This is a genomic window from Croceitalea sp. MTPC6 (assembly GCF_036985525.1).
Lineage (GTDB): Bacteria > Bacteroidota > Bacteroidia > Flavobacteriales > Flavobacteriaceae > Croceitalea.
This window is the reverse complement of sequence record NZ_BTGR01000013.1, coordinates 1-22601: the sequence shown is the minus strand read 5'-3', so window position 1 is coordinate 22601 and position 22601 is coordinate 1. Positions and strand designations below refer to the sequence as shown.

Genomic DNA, 22601 nt, shown 5'->3' with positions numbered 1-22601 from the left:
CTTAACTAAAAACTTGATACCATTTCTTCCGACTACTGCCGTAACCATAACCGTACTTTCCACCATAACCCAAATTGGAAGACTTTACACCATTTACAATAAAGGATAATCCTTTTAACTTACCTTCTTTTTGTAACTGAATAGGAAACCCAACTACATTGGTTTCCGTAATCCCAGCTCTAGTAACATAAAGGGTTTGATCGGCATTTTCACTTATAAGTAGGGTGTCGGAAACCACCATAACTGGCGCAGTATCAACAATAATATAATCATATTTTTTTCTGACGGCTCCGAATAACTCATTCATTCTTTCACTCATTAATAATTCAGTGGGGTTAGGTGGTATAGCCCCTGCAAAAATTACATCAATGGTCTGTTCGTTTGCCAATACTGAGGAGATGATTTCATGTGGTTTTAAAGATTCATTGTACAAAAAATCTGTTAACCCCTTATTCTCCTTATTCATTGTAGATTTGGTCAATTTGTCAACATTCTTCCCTCTATAAAATTCGAAAATTTTTGGATTCCTAATATCCGCACCAATTAAAAGAACTCTTTTACCAGCATTGAGATAAATCATGGAGAGATTAAAAGAAACTAAGGTCTTACCCTCACCTGGTACACTGGAGGTAACAAAAATGGTTTTTCCATAATCTTCGTTTATATACTTGCGAGATTTTAGGATAAAATCCAAGTTTGTTCTTAAAACTCTAAGAGATTCGGCCAAAACTGTTCGCTCGTCTGGCTTTATTAAAGTATCTTCCTTTTTAGAAATTTTAGGTAATTCGGCTAAGACCGGAACATCACCTGTTAGCTTTTCTAAATTGACCTTATTATGGATTTTATTGTCCAAAATATCCTTGGCGTATATTACGGAAAAAGGTATCAGCACACCAAGAATAACGGAAGCTAAAAGCACTATTGGTTTCTTAGGAGAGACTGGAGCTTTGTTCAAAAGATAAGCTCTATCAATGACTTTTGATTTAGGTGATGCTGATGCGAATGTAATCTGCGACTCTTCACGTTTCTGTAATAAATAAAGATACAGTGACTCAGTTGTTTGCTGTTGGCGTGTGATATCGCGAAGTGCACGTTCATTTTTAGGGGCAGAATAGATTCGAGAATTAATCTTGGATACTTGATTACTTAGACTATTAACCTGTAGCGAAAGATTATTGGTAACGCTGTTTAAACTTGATTTCATGCTTCTTTTTAAACCATCCAACTGTTGATCTAGATTAACAATGATTGGATTCTTCTCATTCGAACTTTCCAGAAGTCTTTTTCTCTCCAAGGCCAGTTCATTATATCGTGCAGTTGTGCTGGCAATCGTCTGATCCGCCAATCCCACATTGGCTGGAAGCAATTCATATCCATCTTGATTATCTACTAGGTCTTTCATGGAGGAAGCGATGTCCAATTGAACAGTCGAGTTCCGTAATTCCTGTTGATTGGCTGCTCCGATATTCAAATTTACATTTGTTTGAGCGGTAATATCGGTTATTCCCCTGCCGGCCTTGAAGTCTTCTGCACTCTGATCTACCGTGGACAAATTTCCGTATATATCTGCTATTCTATCATTGATAAAATTCGAGGTTCGGTCCGCAATTGCTTTTTTATCATCAACAGCGTTCTGATTGTACTTATCTACCAAAGTGTTGATGATATCCTTTCCTCTTTTCTTAATAGCGTCATTTAGGGTTATTGATATTATATTGGAAAATTCATTTGTAGCCATTATCACTATTTTCCTTTGATAGTATTCTGCCCGAGTTGCCAGTGGACTTACTTTGACTTCAAAATCCCTCCCGCTATATGACCTAATATCTAACGTGCCGCTAGGAGTAATAATTAAATCGCCCAAGGAAGAGGGTATGGGTTTTCCAAAAGAATACTCTTTAAACGTATCGTTCTCAATATTGGCAAATTCAAATTTGGTGTCCGAAATCAACCTGATGTAAAATTCATATTCGGTTTTTTGAACAATAGAGTCCGGTCCCAAAAAGTTTATATTAAATGGTGGGTTATCATATAGCACAGTATTCTTGATGTTTCCAATAGCTATTATCCTTTTGTTTAATCCAAGTTCTTTAACAACCTCGATAAGGTTAGTTCTAGAGTTTAAGGATTCTATCTCATCCTGAACATTATTCCTGGTCCCACCCAAAATACCTAAATCCGTGAATGCACCTAGTTCTGAAGTAGAATTCTGGTCTTCCAATATTTTAACCTTTGAACTGATGGCGTATTCAGGCACTGTATACCGTATGTATAAAGTGGCGAAGGTTATGGCAACGATAACTGAAGCTACAAACCATTTCCAATTCTTCAAATATGGTTTAATCAGATTACCTAGGTCAACATTATTATTGGGGGTTATTTGTTTTTCGGTCTGCATATTTAAACACAATTTAATTTCGTGTGATTAAAATAACAGTTGAGGTAATTAGCACTGATACAATAGAGACATAGATTGGAGCCCTCGCATCAAGAGAAGTTTCTTTAATGCCCGATTTATTAGGTTCTACATAGACCACGTCATTTTGTGTCAAATAAAACACAGGCGACTTCGTAATATTTTTAGAGGTCAAATCAACACGGGAATACACTTTGGTGCCATTAAAATCTCGAATTACTAATACATTATTGCGAACACCCCGTAACGTCAAATCACCCGCAAGGCCCAAAGCCTCCAAAATCGTTATTTGTTCTCCATTCACAGGATACGTACCAGGTCTTAGAACTTCTCCTAAAACAGTCACCGTAAAATTGCGCAACCTAATATTTATAATGGGGTCTTTCAGATAATCAGATAATCTATCTCTTAAAAGAACACGCACTTCGTCCGGTGAAAGTCCTTCAATTTTCAGTTTTCCAATCACCGGAAAATCGATTTCCCCTGCTTGGTCGACTAAATAATCTATTTGTTCGGCTCTAAACCCCCCTTCAGAACTACCTCTGAAAAGGTTAAAAGGCGCGCTAGCCTCTGGATTTAATGAAGATACATGAATGGAAACTAAATCATCTACTTTAAACTTTGAAACAAACGCATTATCGTTAACCAAAGTTTCAAAATTTTCGGTATCCTGAAAATAGACCACATCTTTTCTGGAAGCACATGAGGAAAGTACAACCAAAATGCATAATAGCATTGCTTTAACTAAAAAAATCGAATCCTTCTTTTTCATAAATCAAATAATATAAACTTACAAATTTAATGCGCTGTGAGGTTGATGTGACGGGACTTTTTGGTCCGCTTCAAAAGTAACGCTTTCTTTCCTATCCAATTCGCAAAATTCTGAGTTGTTTGATATAAACTCAGGAACAATATGTTTCATCAGTTTTACCGTATTATCACCGAAGAAAGTATTGGCTATACAAAGCTCGTCAATTAAAGATTTCAGTTTGTCGTATTCCAATTCTCTAGTATTACTAATCTTAATTTTCTTGTGATACGTAGGAAGCGTATTTTCTCCATTTGCCAATAGTTCCTCATATAATTTTTCTCCTGGCCTTAATCCTGTAATCGTAATATCTATATCCTCCGGATACTGCAAGCCAGAAAGCTTGATCATATTTTTGGCTAAATCGAAAATCTTAACGGACTCACCCATGTCAAATATGAAAATCTCACCACCAACTCCCATAGAACCAGCCTCTAAAACTAATTGGGAAGCTTCAGGAATAGTCATAAAATAACGTGTTATGTCTTTATGGGTGAGCGTAAGTGGTCCACCTTTTTCGATTTGTTTCCTAAATAATGGAATAACCGAACCGTTAGATCCTAAAACATTTCCGAATCTCGTAATAATATAGCGCGTATCACTTTGCTGCTGAAGACAGCTTACATAAATCTCAGCTATACGTTTACTGGCACCCATAATATTTGTTGGGTTCACTGCTTTATCTGTTGAAACCAATACGAATTTATCCACCTTATGTTCGGTTGATATATCTGCGATATTTTTAGTTCCTGCAATATTTATTTTGATTGCCTCATAAGAATTTTGCTCCATCAAAGGAACATGTTTATATGCAGCAGCATGAAACACCATATTTGGCTTGTATTGCTCAAAAAGCAAATTCATTCTTTTCTTGTCCCTTACATCTCCTACTATAGGAATAAAATTATTAAAACCTTTTTGTTTTAACTCCTGCTGTAAATCATACAAATCCGATTCTGCTTGATCAATAATAATTAAAGATTTATACTTGAAATTGCATATTTGTCTTACCAACTCACTGCCTATTGATCCCGCCCCACCAGTTACTAAAACGGTCTTATTATTCAATTCCCTTTCTATATTCGAATTATTTAAGTCAATAGGTGCACGATTTAATAAATCCTCAATCTGGATATTCTTAATCTGAGAAACTTTCAATTCCCCATTAATCCAATCCTCGACCGGCGGCACAATCTTAACCGAAACCGGAAAGTCTACCAATCCTTCCACTAGGTTCTTTAGTCTTTTGTGGGAGATACCCTGTATGCAAAATATAACTTCTGATATTCCTTTCCTAACAATAAAATCTTTGGTCAACACCGAAGGAGCATAAACTCTGACACCATTTATTACTTTGCCTATTTTCTTTTTATCATAATCTACAAAACCTAAAACCTTTACATTACTCTTGGAATGATTAGTTATCGCACTGTAAGTTAGAATACCTGATTCTCCTGCTCCATAAATTAGTACGTTTTTTGATGCATTAATCCTATTTTGATTAAAAAAATTCAGGTATAAAGTCTTAAATAGAAATCTTGAGGTAATTAAGGCAATAAAGCTTATAAGACTATTTATAATAATTATTGAAAGGGGAATAGTGAAATTTTCAGCTATCTGATATTCTTTATTGACGATAACCAGAAAAATAATCAAAATACTGGCTAGACAAATAGCATTGAATAAATTGTAAACATCTTGCACGCCAGCATGCCGGACAACACCTTTGTAAGAACCGATAATCAAAAAAGAGCATAGAAACAAAAGGGATATCCAAGGTATCTGAACTAATAGTTTTTCAACATCAAAATTTAACGTAAGATTGAATCGAATTAAGTACGAAAGAGCAAAGGACATAATCACAATGACAACGTCAATTAGCAGTACTAGCCATTTTGAAGCATATCGCTCGGCCTTATTCGTTAGAAAGTTTTGTATCATCCTAAGGTAAATTTAATGATTTGTACCACCCTTTCTAGGTCATTCATAGAAAGATTAGATCCACTAGGTAGACATAGGCCTCTTTCGAATAAATCTTCCGAAGTACCATCTACAAAACTGAGCTCGTTTTCAAAAATTGGTTGTAGATGCATTGGCTTCCATAAAGGACGTGATTCAATGTTCTCCCCCAACAATGCAATTCTAACCTTTTCTCTTAATTCATAACTATCTAATAAAACACAACTTAGCCATCTATTTGAGACCATTTCCTTTGGTTCCGGAAGAAAGACCATGTTCTCAATGTTATTGAGTTGTTCGTGATAGTAGTCATAGTTTCTTCTTCTAGAATCAACCCTTTTATCTAAGACTTTCATTTGACCCCTTCCAATGCCTGCTAAAACATTGCTCATTCGATAATTGTGCCCTATCATGGAATGTTGATAATGTGGTGCATCATCTCTGGCCTGGGTAGCTAGAAAAACAGCATCTTCTTTATGAAACTTATTGGACGACACCAGGGCACCTCCCCCAGAAGTAGTGATAATCTTATTTCCGTTAAATGAAAGAATGGCAATATCTCCAAAAGTTCCGCATTTTCTTCCCTTGTAAGTACTACCTAAAGCCTCAGCACTATCCTCCAAAATGGGAATGCTGTATTTTTCAGATATAGCATGTATCTCATCTACCTTATATGGCATACCATATAGGTGAACCACGACTATGGCCTTCGGTGTTTTTCCCTTCGAGATTCTTTCAATTATGGCGGCTTCAAGTAGCTCTGGAGACATATTCCAAGTCTCTTTTTCACTGTCCACAAAGACTGGTAAAGCACCCAAATACGTTATAGGGTTAGCGGATGCCGAAAAAGTAAAGCTTTGACATAGCACTTCATCTCCTCTAGCCACACCTAAAAGTTTAAGCCCTAAGTGAATCGCTGCGGTGCCAGAACTTAAAGCTGCAACGTGCACCCCTGCATCCAAATAACTTTGAATGTCAGCTTCGAAACCTGAAACGTTTGGGCCTAAAGGGGCTATCCAATTCGTATCAAAAGCTTCTTTAACAAAAAACTGCTCCATTTCTCCCATGTGCGGAGAGGAAAGCCAAATCTTAGTTAGTGTTTCCACAAGGTTAAATTTCAGTAAGATTCAATAACAATACGCAGCCAAATTAGCAATAGTTTTTATTCCAAAAGTCAAAAATTGGGCATAATTCGTTTAATACCAAAAAATATCGGTTAAAGGGCTTTTTCGTTTCTAAATGCATCTAGTCAAATACTCCGGCCGGAAAGCTTAACATCTCATCGCCTTATTAATTACTTTATCGATAATATTCTCCGAATTGTAGAGTTATTTACTAATCTTTGCACGTAAAAAACAAAATCATTTCATGGAAAAAATTACAGAAATCTGCTGTATTGGAGCAGGATATGTCGGTGGTCCAACTATGGCGGTTATCGCAAATCAATGCCCTGAAATCAATGTTACCGTAGTCGATATTAATCAAAAGCGAATTAATGACTGGAATGATGAAAACCTTGATAAGCTTCCTATATATGAACCTGGACTTAAGGAAATCATCGCAGAGAATAGAAATAAAAACCTTTTTTTCTCAACGGAGGTTGACAAGGCTATTGATAAGGCTCAAATGATTTTTATTTCGGTCAATACACCAACAAAAACTTATGGTAAAGGGAAGGGTCAAGCCGCAGACTTAAAATATATTGAATTGTGTGCACGAAATATCGCCGAGGTAGCCAAAGATGACAAAATAGTGGTTGAAAAATCCACTTTGCCGGTAAGAACTGCCCAAGCTATAAAAAGCATATTGGACAATACCGGCAAGGGAGTCCATTTTGAGATACTTTCCAATCCCGAATTTTTGGCTGAAGGTACTGCAATTGAAGATCTTCTCAATGCGGATAGGGTCTTAATAGGTGGTGATGACACCCCAACTGGCCAAGAAGCTAAAAATGCGCTAAGCAGTGTCTATGAAAATTGGATTCCCAAAGAGAAAATATTACAGACCAATGTATGGTCTTCTGAGTTATCAAAATTGGTAGCCAACGCGTTCTTGGCCCAAAGGGTCTCTTCCATCAATTCGATTTCCGCACTTTGCGAAAAAACCGATGCGAATGTGCAAGAAGTGTCCAAAGCCATCGGTTTTGACAGCAGAATAGGTCCTAAGTTTTTGCAAGCTTCAGTAGGTTTTGGTGGTTCCTGTTTTCAAAAAGATATCCTAAATCTGGTATATATAGCACGAAGCTATGGATTGACCGAAGTAGCCGATTATTGGGAGCAAGTTATTATAATGAACGATTACCAAAAAAGGCGTTTTGCAGAAAACATCGTAACCACACTTTACAATACCGTTTCTGGAAAGAAAATTGTTATGTATGGTTGGGCTTTCAAAAAAGATACCAACGATACTCGGGAATCTGCTGCCATTTATGTTGCTGATGCCCTTTTGGATGAGAAAGCGGAGATTGTGGTTTATGACCCTAAAGTGTCAGAAGATCAGATATATGCCGATCTTGATTACCTAGGAAGTCGAGATCTCGGTTTAACCAGGAAATTATTAAAGGTTATTGATGATCCAATTAAAGCAACTGAACAAGCCCATGCGGTAGCGATAATGACAGAATGGGACGAATTTAAAACATTGAACTGGGGAATGGTCTTTGAAAATATGTTAAAACCTGCTTTCCTTTTTGATGGCAGACGTTTGTTGAAAACCAAAAAAATGGAGGATATCGGGTTTAAGTACTACAAAATAGGTGAATCATGAAAATTTTGGTGACCGGGGCAGCCGGATTTATAGGTTTCCATGTCTGCAAGAGCCTCTTGGAAAAAAGACATGAGGTAGTCGGCCTTGATAATATTAATGATTATTACGACACAACGCTAAAATTTGACAGGCTTAAAGAACTCGGTATCCAAGAAAATCAGGGTAAAAATGAAAATTTATTAGTACAAAGTGTAACGCACACCAACTTTAGTTTTGTAAGAATGGCCTTGGAAGACCGAGAAAATCTTCCTGAACTGTTCAAGACCGAATCGTTTGATGTCGTATGCAACTTAGCAGCACAGGCAGGCGTGCGTTACAGTTTGGAAAATCCTGAGGCTTATATCGACAGCAACTTGGTAGGGTTTTTAAATATATTGGAGGCTTGTCGCCACAACAATATTGAACATTTGGTATATGCCAGTAGCTCAAGTGTATACGGAGCCAATGATAAGGTGCCCTTTGAAACGAAAGATCGCGTGGATAACCCCGTAAGTCTTTACGCCGCCACAAAGAAAAGCAATGAACTGATGGCTCATACCTACAGTCATTTGTTCAATCTGCCCACAACAGGGCTTCGTTTTTTTACGGTATACGGCCCTTGGGGAAGACCGGACATGGCCATGTTTCTGTTCACAGATGCCATCTTAAATGATAGACCTATTAAAGTCTTTAACAATGGGCAACTCGAGCGCGATTTTACCTATATCGATGACATTGTAGAAGGGGTTATAAAAATCATTGAGTCAAATACAGCCCAACAAGCAGTGGATGTACCCTATAAAGTATATAATATAGGAAACAACCAATCTGTCAAGCTCATGGATTTTATTCAATCCATAGAAGAATCTCTAGGTGTTGAAGCAAAAAAAGATATGTTGCCTATGCAGCCAGGAGATGTTGTTAGAACCTGGGCAAATGTGAATGACCTGATTGCAGACCATGGCTACAGTCCAAACACTCCAGTAAAGGAAGGGATAGTGCATTTCATAGATTGGTATAAAAACTACTATTCCTAGTTGATGGGAATTTCTATTTAAGAGAAGAATAACATATAAACAATAATACCTAAGTTAGCAGAACTTGGTATGGTAAAAAAGTAACATAATGTGTGGAATTTTTGGTATAATAAATTTAGACAAGGAAAAATTTGTTTGTCAAGAAAAAATAATAAAATCCATTGAAAGAGTTAAACATAGAGGGCCTGACAATAGACAAACGGAGTTAGTTACCCCTTATGTTGGTTTCGCCCATGCAAGATTATCTATACTAGATCTCACAGAATCTGCGAATCAACCCTTCAACTATCTAACATTGACCATCATATTTAATGGTGAAATTTTTAATTACATAGAATTAAAAGAAGAACTTCAAATTGCAGGCTACAAATTCAAAACCGATTCAGATACTGAGGTAATAACCGCTGCGTATCATTTATGGGGTGAAGATTGTGTGAATAAATTTAATGGTATGTGGGCCTTTGCAATTTATGATAAAGAAAATGATACGGTTTTCTGTTCAAGAGATCGATTTGGAATAAAACCTTTTTACTACACAATTTTTGAGGGTAACTTATTATTTGCCTCAGAAATTAAATCTATTTTAGAATATTGTCCAGAATTAAAAAAACCAAATTATAATGCTATTTCTGCATTTTGTAGAGAGACAGTAGGAGCACAGAATGTAGAATCTTGGTTTGAAGGAATAAATAGGTTGCCATCTGCCCATAACTTAATTATTAAAAAAGAGGTGTATAACATATATAAATACTGGGACTATCCAGATAAAGTTGACAAAAGCCTCAGTTGGCCAGAAGCGCTTGAAACATATAGGAAAATATTCAATGATGCAATTAAAATCAGACTTCGTAGCGATGTGCCTCTTGGAGCTACATTATCTGGAGGTTTGGACTCTGCATCAATAGTATGTACCGTGGATAAAATTTTCCGCCAGGAAATAAACACATATACGGCTAGTTTTCCTGAAGAAAAATATGATGAGTATAAGACTGTTGATTCATTAAGAAAGGATTATAATTTTCTACCCAATCAGGTGATTGTTGATTATAATGACTTTTTACCAAGGCTAAATCAATTAATTTATCATCTGGAATCTGGACACGCATCACCGGCAATATTTCCTCTGAGTAAAATTAACAAAAAGGCTAAAGAAAAGCTTACGGTCATACTCGAGGGCCAAGGGGCAGATGAACTTTTGGGAGGCTATCTTGATTCCATATTTGTTGATCACCTTATTGATTTAATAAGTTCGCTTAAATTAAAAAAAGCGACACGCGATTTACGTGAATTTAAATCAGCATGGTCACTTAAGACAGCAATATTACTTTTTGGAAGGCTCCATTTGCCTAGATGGGCAAAATCATTATACAGAAAACTAGATGGAACTGAATTTGTATATTCTGTCAATCTAAAGCGATATAATAAAACTACCGCCAAGGTCCCTAAACTAAAATTCAATAAAAAAGAAACGCGGGTAAATAAAATGCTAAAAACCCAGCATAAAAATGGTCTTGAAAACTTATTACACTATGGAGACGCCATATCGATGATGTATTCTTTAGAAAGTAGATTGCCGTTTATGGATTATAAGTTGGTAGAATTCGCATTTAAACTTCCTGCTCAATATAAAATTCAACAAGGGTTCGGTAAATATATACATAGAAAAGCCATGGAAGATGTGCTTCCAGATGATATCACTTATGATAGGAGTAAAATCGGGTTTAAATCTCCAATTGAAAAAGTGATGACCGAAAACAAAAGTATTCAGGATATCCTATTGAGCGATCGTTTGAATAATCGCAAACTATTTAATAGGGATACCATAAAAAAATTGCTAAAATTAACCATATCAAAAAAGAAGGACTACTCAAGATTACTATTTAGGATTTTGGAAGTAGAGATATGGTTTCGAACTTTTATAGACCAAGAAAATAGTATTATTTCAGAAAGTCCATAAATGGAAATTAACAGAGAAGATGAACTTCAAAAGATTCATTTTATTAAGGAAATAAAAAAGGAGTGGGCCCTGTTCGGCCTCATGGCTATGGTACACAATCTCAAAAACTAGGTTTGGTAATATGTACAGCCCCAAAATAAACCTTTAAACCCAAAAAGGCCTAAAGAAAACCGTCGTAAATAAAATCAAAAAAGGTGGTCTAGAGAATACCTTCTAGACCACCTTTTTTATCTTGTCTAATAACGTAGACCAATTCGCATTATTCCGTTAGGGCTCAATCTCAAAAGGGCTTACATCGTAATACGTACCTCCTAGTCCATGCTATGACTTAAAGTTATCGTAATGACCTTCCAATTTTTTCTTTTCCAGCTACGTAAACATAGGAGACAGCCTTAGATGTATATCTAAAGTATATAGGTCTATTATCTTTTTTTCTCCTACAAACAGAAGATGTATTTACCTTATAAAAAACAACATCTCTATCCACCAAAACTCTCAGTACTTCATCTTTGAGGTTCCCATCATTCATTATTAGGATTCCAATAGACAACAACATCATGCCACTGATTAAGATTGCAGGTTAGACTTAACACCACCTAGAAGCAAAAAACTTGTGCATTTAATAACTCATCTCGGCAAATTCCCATTGCTAGAAAAACCTCAGAACGCTTGTTTTTTCTTGCTTCCATATGGCAATCTTATTTATTTGGATCAACGGCTTGATAGGTTCCTCCAGGGCCTGTCCATATTGTATAATTATCGTAATAAATATCTCCTATTTCTTCTCTATCAGCCCAATATGGTCCAATTTTAGGTGTAATCAAGCCTGTATATTCTCCACCTTGTCTCACGTACCGAAATGTTGTAGTTCCCACATGGTCAACTATCTTTTCGTCGTTTACCCAGATTTCTATAAACCCATCACTTCGAGGGTCAAAACCTAAGTTCCTCGCAAGTTCAGAAGTGTCCGGTCCTCTATAATCTGCCCCAAATGCGCCTTTATAATGAATAACTATATCAATCCATTCATCATCATTGTAATCAAAATAAACCGATTCAGTGTTAGATCCAGCTCCATTTGTGGGCAGGGTATCAACCGAGTTAACGTCTGTACAAATACTAAAAATTAATTGACCACTAGATTGCCTTAAAGCAAGAGCATTTACTCTGCTACTAGAACTAGGGTTTAAATTTGCATTTTGCATCATTATTCTATCTTGAGCCATTGGGTTATCTATGTATAAAGAAAATCCAATCCAATGTTCGTTCCAGCTAAGAGCATTGTCTCTCCCCACCTCGTTCCTCGTAGCGTCTCCATTATAAGCCCCTAGCCATAAAGCCCTTCCAGTACCATTACGCCCAGCCTTTAGTGGTGAATCGGGATGATCTGTAGTTCTGGGTAATCCATGATCAACTTCCCAAAAGCTTCCTGCGGGTGGATTTTCCCCATTTGCTCCCCATTGATCCGTTTCAAAATCAGTATAAAAAGTTATTTCCGACGGCAAATCTGTACTTGATTCGTCACCCACTGATGCCCTTGCACCTATATCTTCTAAGATTGCATTCTTGATTTCAAAAACATCTTCAACACCTCTACCTCCAATAACAAGGTCGTTTCCTGCTGGATTTCCCTCACCGTTATATTCAATTTCGTAAGTAACGAAGTCGCCTGTAATCTGTTCTTCAAAAAAAGGGGCAAATCTTTGTCCTATTTGTAAAACCCCATTTCCTGAAACCTGTCTAGCGGTAAACGTCAATTTATAACGTCTTGTTTGGTAAAGAGTCTGCGGTGATATGTTAGGATATTCAGCCGACCAGTTGGGAAAATCAGAACCGATACTACCATTAGCTATCACTGTTAAAACGCCTCCAGTTGCAGTGCTGCCGTTTAATAATTCCCATTCATCGGAATTTTCAAAAGTTCCATTTAGTAATAAATTAACACCATTAGAAGGCCGGTCTGTTGGCTCACTTCCTCCTTCTTCGGTACCTCCCCCTTCTTCGTCACTTCCATCAGTACCATCACTATCGGCATTTTCTATAGGGTCAGTTTCCTCGTCTAAGAGGACGTATTCGTTGAATAAATCCGAATCTTTATTGCAAGAATTAAAGATTAGAATACTACAAATGAAGCACAGCAATGCTAGGGGACTTGGGGTATAAAATTTCATAATGTTAAGTAATTTAGGTTCTTTGACCATCGAATTGGAATTATGTAAAAATATTTTAATTTCAATAATTAACGACAAATGGTATTAGTTTTTCGATGAAATACCCATTTGATACTAAATCTTAAACGTATCAAACTATACTTTTAGATCTCACAGATTTATTTATTCGATGAACTACACTATTCTTTAACAAATAGTTTTGATTTTTAGGAAGAATTAACGAACTCTGATTAGAAATAAGGTCCTAATCAATGATAGTTGATAGGATTTTAAATTCTTAAAGTTATTCAATATCAAAAAACATATCAGAATTTTGAGGCAAGTGAAATTTATATCCGGGGTTTCCTGGTGAAATAAGATGTTATTGGCATAGCCTCACAAGTAAGTTGATATTCCGAGTAATTGTTAATTTGAATGCCCCATTATAGGCGAAAAATAATTCTTAAATCTTCGATAGCTTAATTATTATTAGGAAGTCCATATTTCACATAGTTGACGTGCTGCAAATACTAGAATTCCCTTCTTTGCCGGAGAATCGCAAAGCCAAGTGTTTTGGACAAATTATAATATAATCATGAGGTCTGCTTTTTTTTGAGCCCTAAGCCCTGATATTAATTGGCATTTGTTCTCTCTAAATTAAAAATCAAAATAATATATATTCTTCTTGTACTAAAAACAAGGTATTACCCTTTGTTCAACATATTTCTAATTGCCAATTCTAAATATTGTCCAAATACAGAAGGTTTAAACTTTAACAACCCGGCACATAATATGAGTAAGCTTACCGTAAATACAACAAACATAGTGACATCCGTTTCTCCCCCTAAATTGAATAAATATTTATAGGCAAAGATTAAAACACCTAAATACAGTCCCAGTTTTAATCCTGCTGCCAAAGGCTTGTAAAAATATTCTCCAATAGATCCCATAAAAACATTTTTCACTAAAACAATCATCATAATATAGTTTATAAAATGGCTTATAACAATTCCAACAGCCGCACCATTGATTCCGTATAAATAACCCAAAGCACCAGAAAATACTAGAATGATTACCGTGAAAATGAACTTGCGAGTGACATTTTTATAAACAAGGCCTTTGGCCTTAATAACTTCATCTGTCGTTTTACCGGCATTACTGAAAGTTAGAATAAGAAACATAATTTGCAAGGGCAAGACAGCTTCCGGCCAATTTGCTCCCATCAGAATTTGTACAATTTCAGCTGAAAAAAAAACTAGAAAAACCGTAGTGGGAATCATAATGGAGTTACTAAACCCCAACCCAAATTTGTAAACTTTAATCAATCTTTCATTCTCATCCTGAATTTCGGACATTACAGGAAACATAACTTGATTTATAATCTTTCCAAGAAGTTCACTTGGTATTTCCTTTACCCTAGAGGTTCTCTCATAGACACCCAGCATATCTTGTGCAAAGAATTTTCCTAATATTAGATTCAGCCCATTTCTCGATAAAAAACTGATAAACGCCAACAACACTATACCAAAACCAAAACTAAATAACTGACGGGCCTCTTCATAATGAACCTTTAAGCTGATTTTTATTGGAGCCAAATAAAGCAAAGCTATTGCGCTTAGCAAGGAGGCAATAAGGGTCGCAATAACAAGAGACCATACTCCATAACCATTCATAGCTAAATAAATACCAGTGCCATAACCAATTATATTTGAGATAATATTGACTATCGCGACATTTTTAAAGGAGTAATATTTAAAAAGTAAACTCATTGAAATATTTCCTAGCGCAAGTAATATAAGGTTCAAAGAAGATACTTTAATGAGGTTATCTAATCTAAGGTCATTGTATACCGAAGCAATAAATGGTGCCATAATATATAAAACAGCACATAGTATGAGTCCTAAAAAAAAGCAGGTTTGCAAGGCGCCATTAATATGTTTGTTATTTATTTCCTTTCGTTGTATCAATGCAGCACCCATACCGCCTTCTATAAAAATGTTTCCGATGCCAATGATTCCATTGATAATAGCCATAAGACCATAGTCTTCTTTAAGTAAAAGCCTAGTCATTATAGAAAAGTAAAGAATCTTTAAAACATTTAGGGAGAGGACTGAAAATGACTGCCATTTACCTGCGTGCTTAATCTTATCACTGAGGCTCATTCGTTGGTCATATTAAATTTGTGATGGATGCTAGTTTATTTTATTCTTCTAACTTACCTTGAATAAAATCCAGTATACTTAGTGCCCTTTCACCTATTTCAAAATTCTTCGAGTGTTTCAAGGCGTTATTGGACATTTCTGCAATTCTTTCCTCGTCACTGAGAATCGATTCTATAGCGCGTTCTATAGCTTTTACATCCAAGGGATTAACCAAAATGGAAAAAGAAGGATTACATTGATCCATTACTTCTGGAATATTTGAAGACACCACTGGTAATCCGCAGGCAATGGCCTCAACAATAGCATTGCACGATCCTTCTTTTTGCGTTGGCAGCACGAAAAGATCCGCGGCAGAGAGTAACTCGGGGATTTGATAAGATGGAACACTTCCTTTGAAAAAAACCGAAGTACCTTCCGGTTCCTGATATCCACTGCCTAAGAACAATGCTCCAACATTGTCTAAATTTTGAACGGCTTCCAATACTCGCAAAGGTCCTTTCACGGGCTCAAATCTACCTACAAAAGCGACTAGTTTAATATCCATAGGGAGTTTATATTTCTTCCTCATGTCTACTTTATTCCTTTTATAGAATTTAGTAAGGTCAACAGCATTGGGTTTCATTAATATTCTGTTTTTGGAAATCCCGTAGTCATCGATTAATTGGTTTTTTAACTTATTTGAAACGGCTATATAACCTCGTATTTGCATTATACTTTGTTTAAAGTAATCTTTAGGATTTAGGGTATTGTTCAATATACCCTGTAATAACTTTGTAAGATCATTTTCTCCTATGGCAACGAAGAAAGGTTTATTGTACTTCTTAAGTGCATTTACCGCGATAATACCATTAGTCATAAAATGGGCGTATACAAAATCAAATTCCAGATTATGTTTTTTGGCAATTCTTTTTATGCCTTTGATTTGAACTATCTCGGTAATTCTATACGTATTAAAGAAACCTATCTGCTTGTTAGATAAGGAAAAAGATAACGGGCGATAAACCGTACAGTTCTCTACTCCATAGGATTTAACTTTTTTGGCCCCTATAGATAAAATATTTTTTGGGCATATTACAGTTACCTCATGTCCCAGCTTACAAAATTGCTGTACCAAATTATATACAAACGTACCCCTCGCTGGTTTTTCTAAAGATGGATAATTGTTAGATACTACCAATATTTTCATTGAGCTAGTTTTTCTTGTTTAACCATGGATACTATGTGGACAGTAGAACCTATCAACACCGCAAAAAAGAACCAGAATAATATTTTTCGAATACTGCCCCCTTGTTTAGACATATTAAAGATGACAATAACGAATATAACAAGGTTTAAAGAATCTCCAGATTTTTTAAAATGAAGCAGTAATAATTTAATTAACCGCACCAGAAAAATCATAAATAAAATTATTCCGGGAAGGCCAGCTGCGATAAAAACATAAAGAAAAATATTATGCGGAACCAAATAAATTCCTGAATACTGAAACATCCTAGGTATAACGCCTTCAAATCCAGCCCCAATAATAATATTATCCTTAATTATATTAAATGCAGCATCCCACAGTACATTTCTTCCTGTTTCACCTTTTTCCACCGTTTCTAAAAAGCGTGCTGCCATAAGTGGATTATTTTCCAATAAATAAGTTATCAGCATACCGGAGGCAAGTGCAGCAAAAATTAGGAGTGCCCATTTCTGTAGAATCCCCGTATCCCTAAAATACAGTAGAACGGCAAGCCCCAAAAACATAGATACAAAAGCTCCACGTGAACCAGAAGTAGCAACCAAGCCAATAAAGGGGATACAAATAGCGCCAATGACTATTAATCTTATAATGGAGAATTTATTAATTAGCCGTGAAATAGCGATTAGAAAAGCGAAAGAAGCTTTTGCTCCCATAATATTTGGATTTTCCTTGAACAACAATAATCTACCATGCTCATATGAGATACCTAATCCGAGTGAAACCAATAAAGAAACCAAAAGTATACTAGCTATATAACTATTCAAAACCATAGGTAAAGTTTTGGGCTTAATATAAAGATGAGCAGCAATAAAGGTCATTAAAACAATTAAAAGAAGTGTTCTGTACTCATAAGCCAATTTCAATTCAGTCACATATTCAGAGTTTATAGCAGAATTAATAAACCCAACCACAAGCAACAATACTAAGGGTATTACAAATTTTTTAAATGGTGCAAAATGAAAATTACGACCAATCAATGGAACCCAAGTTGCTAAATAAAGTATGGTTGTAATATAGGTGACCGAAACCGTCCCAACTAATTGAAAAGGATCCCAACTCTCAAAAGTTACAGAAAATACAAGTAAAACTAGACAGTAATCATTGAGGATATTAAAAGTCCTTATCATAATTTATTTAAGGGCATTAAGCATCGAAAGGCAAAATAAATAAAAAATAAGTAGGAACGCTATCTTAATAGATTAAAAACTGGTTTTTATCGAACAAAAGAAGATTTAATTAAATAAACCAACTATGATTGGAATATTCTAAATTAAGGTTGTAACCAGTTCCTTCATTTATGCGATGATTCTTTGAGAAACAGCATTCAAAAAAATACACCTAAATTTTTACAATATAAACGATAATAAATTGTTTTTTGTCTGGTCCTGATGAATAAAATATAAATTTGAAAATAAATTATTATAGGTCTTTTTAGTTTGAATAATTATATTACGAGTGCTTTAGTAATAGGAACTGGAAAAGTCTTTAATCTTTAAAACACCAAAGCCAAAATATGAACCATTTGGATAAAACCATAAAAAATGTGGCAATAATATATCCGTATTTTGCCCTTTATAGATTACCGGTCTTACGAGAGCTTATGAAATCAACTTCTATTAGATACACTCTGATTTCAGATTCTGATTCCGGAAACGATATTAAAAAAATAGACCCAGATATAGCCAACAAAAATTTAGAGGATGGAGGCCTCCGTTGGAAATTTATAAAAAATAAATGGATTTATAAGGAAGCTATCCTTTGGCAATCGGGGTTGTTGAGGCTTTTGCAGAATGAAAAGTTTGATGATGTTATTTTCTTAGCAAATGCGTACTACCTTTCTACTTGGTTCGCAACCTTTTATCTTAAGATTACAGGTAAGAAAGTATATATGTGGACCCATGGAGTAATATCCACAAAAAAGGATTGGAAATGGAGACTTAGAAAGGTTTTTTATGGATTGAGTGATGGGCTCATGTTATATGGTCATAAAGCCAAGGCAGTAATGGCTAAAAATGGCCTTCCAGAAAAAAAGCTACATGTCATTTACAATTCAACAGGAAGCATTGATGATTTGATTAAGAAAAATGAGATTCCTATTGAAACACGTAACAATACAAAACAACAACTCTTCAAGTATCCGAATTTACCCATAATTATTTTCGTAGGCCGGCTAACATATGTGAAAAGATTAAGTCAAATTCTCGAAGCAGCCCAAATTTTGATTGAAGAAGACTTCAAAGTTAATGTACTCTTCGTAGGAGATGGCGAGGCCCGAAAAGACTTAGAAAGCTTAGCCCAAAGCTTGAACCTAACCGATTATTGCCATTTTTATGGATCTTCTTTTAAGAAAGAAGAACTTGAACTATTGTTTAATATAAGTAGCCTTTGTGTATCGCCAGGTGAAGTGGGATTGACAGCAATGTCAGCGTTAGGCAATGGAACTCCTGTAATATCGCATGATGATTTCAATTATCAAATGCCTGAATATGAAGCTATTGAACCTGGTGTCAACGGTATGCTTTTTAAAAGAAATTCCATTTCTGATCTGGCTTTAAAAACTAAGCAATGGATTGTTGAAAATAGAGACACACCAGAAGAATTAATGAGAAGTAATTGCAATAAAATTATAAGGGAAAAATATAATGCCGAATACCAGGCTGAGTTAATAAATACTATACTCCTTAATAACAATTAATTTTTTTCTTTATCATACCAATAAATCATTGAAATACATGGAACTTTAATCATATTATATGTTAATAAAATTTTATCGCAAAGCCATACGTTTACACGTTTCTAATTATAATCCCCTTTTCAACATCCATCATATCACATTTATTTTTAAAGAAAAGCTGTCCTAGAGCTAGAAAGATGACACAATATATAAATATAAACCATCGTTGTGGTGTTCAAACGCATCAGTTCATCTAAATATTTGGAGTTATTATCTGATTTCTTAAGTTATTAGTTATATCCGAATTAAGTTTGTATTCAATTTTTGATGAATCAAATAATAAACCTCTTAAAGTATTTCCTAAACTTTGAAAATTCTTAGACTATTAAATATCATTCGAAATATGGGTATGCGCTATACCCTATTCCGATTATCTTATGAATTACGCAGGAAAACGGGGCTTTTAAAATCTAGATTTCCTACACAACCTGAATTCGTTGATTGCTCTTTAACCTTGGATGAATGGAAAAAGAATGCTCCAAAATTTTTCTTTGAATCGAAAGAATCATTGAAAATTCCTAAGAATCAACATCCTGAATTACAGGAAAACTATAACGATATTTTAAATCATACCTACACTTTTTTCAGTAGAACAAAATTATCATTGGGAAAAGACTTCAATTGGATCACAAATCCCGAGACCGGATATCAATATGAATTAAAACACTGGTCTAAAATAGTCGACCTTTCTAAACAGGCAGGTGACATTAAATTCGTTTGGGAGAAGGCACGTTTTTCTTTCTTGTACGACATTATTCGTTATGATTATCATTTTGATAAAGACTGTTCCAAATTGGTGTTCAGCGAGATTGAATCCTTTTTGACTCATAACCCAATAAACTTGGGACCCAACTATAGATGCAGTCAAGAAATAAGTTTAAGGATTCTCAATTGGACGTTTGCACTGTATTATTATAGAAATTCTGCTGCGTTAACGGAGAAAAGGTTTAATTCTATTATGAATGCCATCTATTGGCAGTTACATCATGTATACAACAACATCAACTTCTCTAGAATTGCTGTACGAAATAATCACGCTTTAACCGAAACACTAATGCTCTTTTTGGGAGGTATACTATTTCCGTTTTTACCTGATACCAAAAAATGGTCTGTAAAAGGTAAAAAGTGGTTCCAGAAAGAGATTGCCTATCAGATTTATGAAGATGGAACATTTCTGCAGTTTTCCATGAATTACCATCGGGTTGCCATTCAACTGCTTACCTGGGGAATTAAACTTGGTGAAATTCACAATTCCAGACTTAATTCAACTGTATATGATAGGGCCAAGAAATCTTTAAATTTTCTAAGGCAATGTCAAGACGATCGGAGTGGAAAACTTCCAAATTACGGAGCTAATGATGGCGCACTTTTTTTCAAGTTAACTAATGATGATTACCGAGAATATACATCACAGTTGAATGACTTAAGTGCTGTACTCTTTAATGAAGTTTCAAGACAAGATGAAAGTCAACAATGGTATGGAGTGAATAATACAACAGTTATTGCTCACGAATATACCAATCTGGCTTCTTTCCCTTTGGGTGGAAATTTTGTTATCAATGACGGTTCAACCAAGACCTTTGCTAAATGTGCGCAATACAAAGACAGACCAGGACATGCAGATAATTTACATGTCGATATTTGGCTAGATGGTGAAAACTACATTTGGGATACAGGATCCTATAAATACAACACCACAGAAGAATATAGCGAGTTTTTCTCAAGATGTCGTGGGCATAATACAGTGTCTTTGGAGTGCAAGGATCAAATGTTAAAAGGAAGTAGGTTTATTTGGAATTATTGGACCAAAAAAGCAAAGGCTAACCTTTCAGAAACCGCAAATTCCTATATGTTTATTGGCCAATTTCAAGGATTCCCTGAATTGGGGAATAAAATCGTTCATAAAAGGGCGCTTAGTAAAAAGAAGGGGCAGAATAAATGGACTATCTCAGATTCAATCCAAAATGCTGAAAATTTAACCGCTCAGCTTTATTGGCATTTCAATCCGAGAACATATAGTCAAATTAATATTATTTGTCAAGATTCTGATGGGATTCTTCTCAATCCAGAAATTGAAGAAAAATGGTGTTCTAATTATTATGGAGAAATAGAACCTTCAATTAGGCACACCTATATTTCAGAAAAAGGTTTTGAAACTACTATTGAAATTAAGTCAAAATGAAGATATTATTAATACATCAATATTTTTTAGGAAAAAATCAAGGAGGAGGCTCCCGGTTTAATCAAATGACCAAAGTTTGGGCAGAGGAAGGGCATGAAGTATCCGTAATAGCTGGAATGCTAGAAGGAGCGAAGAAAGTTGATCCTAGATTTAAAGGTAAATTTTTCTATTTGGACAAAGATTTTGAAAAAAATGTGGATGTCTATAGATGTCACGTGTCAGAACAATATGATGTGAATTTTTTGGGAAGGTTGTGGGCATATTTTTCCTTCGTTTTTTCAAGTACCTGGGCTGGTTTATTTTTGGTGAAAGGTAAATATGATGCCCTTGTTGTCACATCTCCTCCCCTTTTTGTAGGAATTACCGCTTATATATTATCAAAGTTAAAAAGAATACCACTGGTTTTTGAAGTTCGGGATTTATGGCCGGAATCCGCCATAGATACGGGCGTAATCAGTAATTCAGCTTTGATAAAGTTCTCATATAAATTTGAGGCTTTTATATATAACAACTCAGATCTAATCAATGTTCTTACCCCTGCCTTTAGAGAAGCTTTAATTAAAAAGGGCATTCCAAAAGAGAAAATCATTTATATTCCCAATGCTGCAGATTTTAGCTTAGCAGAAAAGGTTGCACAAAGCTTTGATCGAGAAAAATTCAGAAAGGAAGAGGGAATTGATAATAAGTTTGTGATTACCTATATAGGTGCCCATGGTATCGCAAACCATTTAATCCAATTAATTGATGCCGCCGAAAAGCTTACTGACACCAATGTCCTAATACAACTTATTGGAGGAGGACCCACAAAAGATATGTTAATTGAGGAAGTTAAAAAAAGAAACTTAAACAACGTTCGATTTATTGGCATCGTGGATAAACATACAGCCTTCAAATATATACTTGCGTCTGATATGGGAACTGCAGTATTAAAGAAGGTTGATACCTTTAAGACCATTTATTCGAACAAAACATTTGATTATATGTCCTGTAAAAAGCCCATTCTTTTAGCAATTGATGGTGTCTCTAGAAAACTCATCGAAGATGCCGAATGTGGTACTTTTGCAGAACCCGAAAATGCTAATGACATAGCAGAAAAGATTCGGAGTTACCTAAGGGGAGAGCATAATATAATTGAACAAGGTTTAAATGGGTATAACCATGCGAAAGAACATTTTGACAGAGATAAATTGGCACTTAAGTATTTGAAT

General features: G+C 35.3%; 15 protein-coding genes. 6 read left to right on the top strand and 9 right to left on the bottom strand.

Annotation, left to right across the window (positions count from 1 at the left end):
- Position 1: 1 nt before the first annotated feature.
- From AACP56_RS16905 to AACP56_RS16890, 4 genes are read right to left on the bottom strand one after another with little or no spacing between them, the layout of a single operon-like run.
- Positions 2–2398: a GumC family protein gene (locus AACP56_RS16905; protein ID WP_339334895.1), complete on the bottom strand. Its 2397-nt coding sequence runs from the start codon at positions 2396–2398 to the stop codon at positions 2–4.
- A gap of 13 nt (positions 2399–2411) precedes the next feature.
- On the bottom strand, positions 2412–3188 hold the full coding sequence (locus AACP56_RS16900) for a polysaccharide biosynthesis/export family protein (protein WP_339334897.1): 777 nt from the start codon (positions 3186–3188) through the stop codon (positions 2412–2414).
- A gap of 18 nt (positions 3189–3206) precedes the next feature.
- Positions 3207–5165 (bottom strand): polysaccharide biosynthesis protein, encoded by a 1959-nt coding sequence (locus AACP56_RS16895; RefSeq protein WP_339334899.1) that lies wholly within the window; start codon positions 5163–5165, stop codon positions 3207–3209.
- Entirely contained in the window at positions 5162–6250 is a 1089-nt protein-coding gene (locus tag AACP56_RS16890; RefSeq protein WP_445227695.1) for a DegT/DnrJ/EryC1/StrS family aminotransferase, read from the bottom strand. The genes AACP56_RS16895 and AACP56_RS16890 overlap by 4 nt, the downstream gene beginning before the upstream one ends.
- Positions 6251–6551: 301 nt before the next feature.
- Between AACP56_RS16890 and AACP56_RS16885 the strand changes: the two genes are divergently transcribed.
- The 3 genes from AACP56_RS16885 (at position 6552) to asnB (ending at position 10922) form a co-directional block, all read left to right on the top strand.
- Positions 6552–7949 carry a nucleotide sugar dehydrogenase gene (locus tag AACP56_RS16885; RefSeq protein ID WP_339334903.1) on the top strand — a complete coding sequence of 466 codons (1398 nt, stop codon included), beginning with the start codon at positions 6552–6554 and terminating at the stop codon, positions 7947–7949.
- A complete protein-coding gene (locus tag AACP56_RS16880; RefSeq protein ID WP_339334905.1) occupies positions 7946–8965 on the top strand; it encodes an NAD-dependent epimerase in 1020 nt (339 codons plus the stop codon). The genes AACP56_RS16885 and AACP56_RS16880 overlap by 4 nt, the downstream gene beginning before the upstream one ends.
- Positions 8966–9053: 88 nt before the next feature.
- Positions 9054–10922, top strand: a complete 1869-nt coding sequence (asnB, locus tag AACP56_RS16875) for an asparagine synthase (glutamine-hydrolyzing) (protein WP_339334907.1) — start codon at positions 9054–9056, stop codon at positions 10920–10922.
- A gap of 334 nt (positions 10923–11256) precedes the next feature.
- Here the strand turns inward: asnB and AACP56_RS16870 are convergent, their stop codons facing one another.
- From AACP56_RS16870 to AACP56_RS16850, 5 genes are all read right to left on the bottom strand, one after another.
- The gene (locus AACP56_RS16870; protein ID WP_339334909.1) at positions 11257–11478 is read right to left on the bottom strand and encodes a hypothetical protein; all 222 of its coding nucleotides are present in this window, start codon (positions 11476–11478) and stop codon (positions 11257–11259) included.
- A 142-nt stretch (positions 11479–11620) separates the two neighbouring features.
- On the bottom strand, positions 11621–13093 hold the full coding sequence (locus AACP56_RS16865; RefSeq protein WP_339334911.1) for a heparin lyase I family protein: 1473 nt from the start codon (positions 13091–13093) through the stop codon (positions 11621–11623).
- A 683-nt stretch (positions 13094–13776) separates the two neighbouring features.
- Positions 13777–15234: a lipopolysaccharide biosynthesis protein gene (locus AACP56_RS16860; protein ID WP_339334913.1), complete on the bottom strand. Its 1458-nt coding sequence runs from the start codon at positions 15232–15234 to the stop codon at positions 13777–13779.
- A gap of 40 nt (positions 15235–15274) precedes the next feature.
- Positions 15275–16420, bottom strand: a complete 1146-nt coding sequence (locus AACP56_RS16855) for a glycosyltransferase family 4 protein (RefSeq protein ID WP_339334915.1) — start codon at positions 16418–16420, stop codon at positions 15275–15277.
- Positions 16417–17454 (bottom strand): O-antigen ligase family protein, encoded by a 1038-nt coding sequence (locus tag AACP56_RS16850; protein WP_339334917.1) that lies wholly within the window; start codon positions 17452–17454, stop codon positions 16417–16419. Before AACP56_RS16850 ends, AACP56_RS16855 begins: the two co-directional genes overlap by 4 nt.
- Positions 17455–17990: 536 nt before the next feature.
- Here AACP56_RS16850 and AACP56_RS16845 point away from each other — a divergent pair.
- The 3 genes from AACP56_RS16845 to AACP56_RS16835 form a co-directional block, all read left to right on the top strand.
- On the top strand, positions 17991–19172 hold the full coding sequence (locus AACP56_RS16845) for a glycosyltransferase (RefSeq protein WP_339340007.1): 1182 nt from the start codon (positions 17991–17993) through the stop codon (positions 19170–19172).
- Between the two features lie 346 nt (positions 19173–19518).
- Positions 19519–21393: a heparinase II/III domain-containing protein gene (locus AACP56_RS16840; protein WP_339334921.1), complete on the top strand. Its 1875-nt coding sequence runs from the start codon at positions 19519–19521 to the stop codon at positions 21391–21393.
- On the top strand, positions 21390–22601 hold a 1212-nt coding region (locus tag AACP56_RS16835; protein ID WP_339340005.1), incomplete at its 3' end, for a glycosyltransferase family 4 protein. The genes AACP56_RS16840 and AACP56_RS16835, both read left to right, overlap by 4 nt.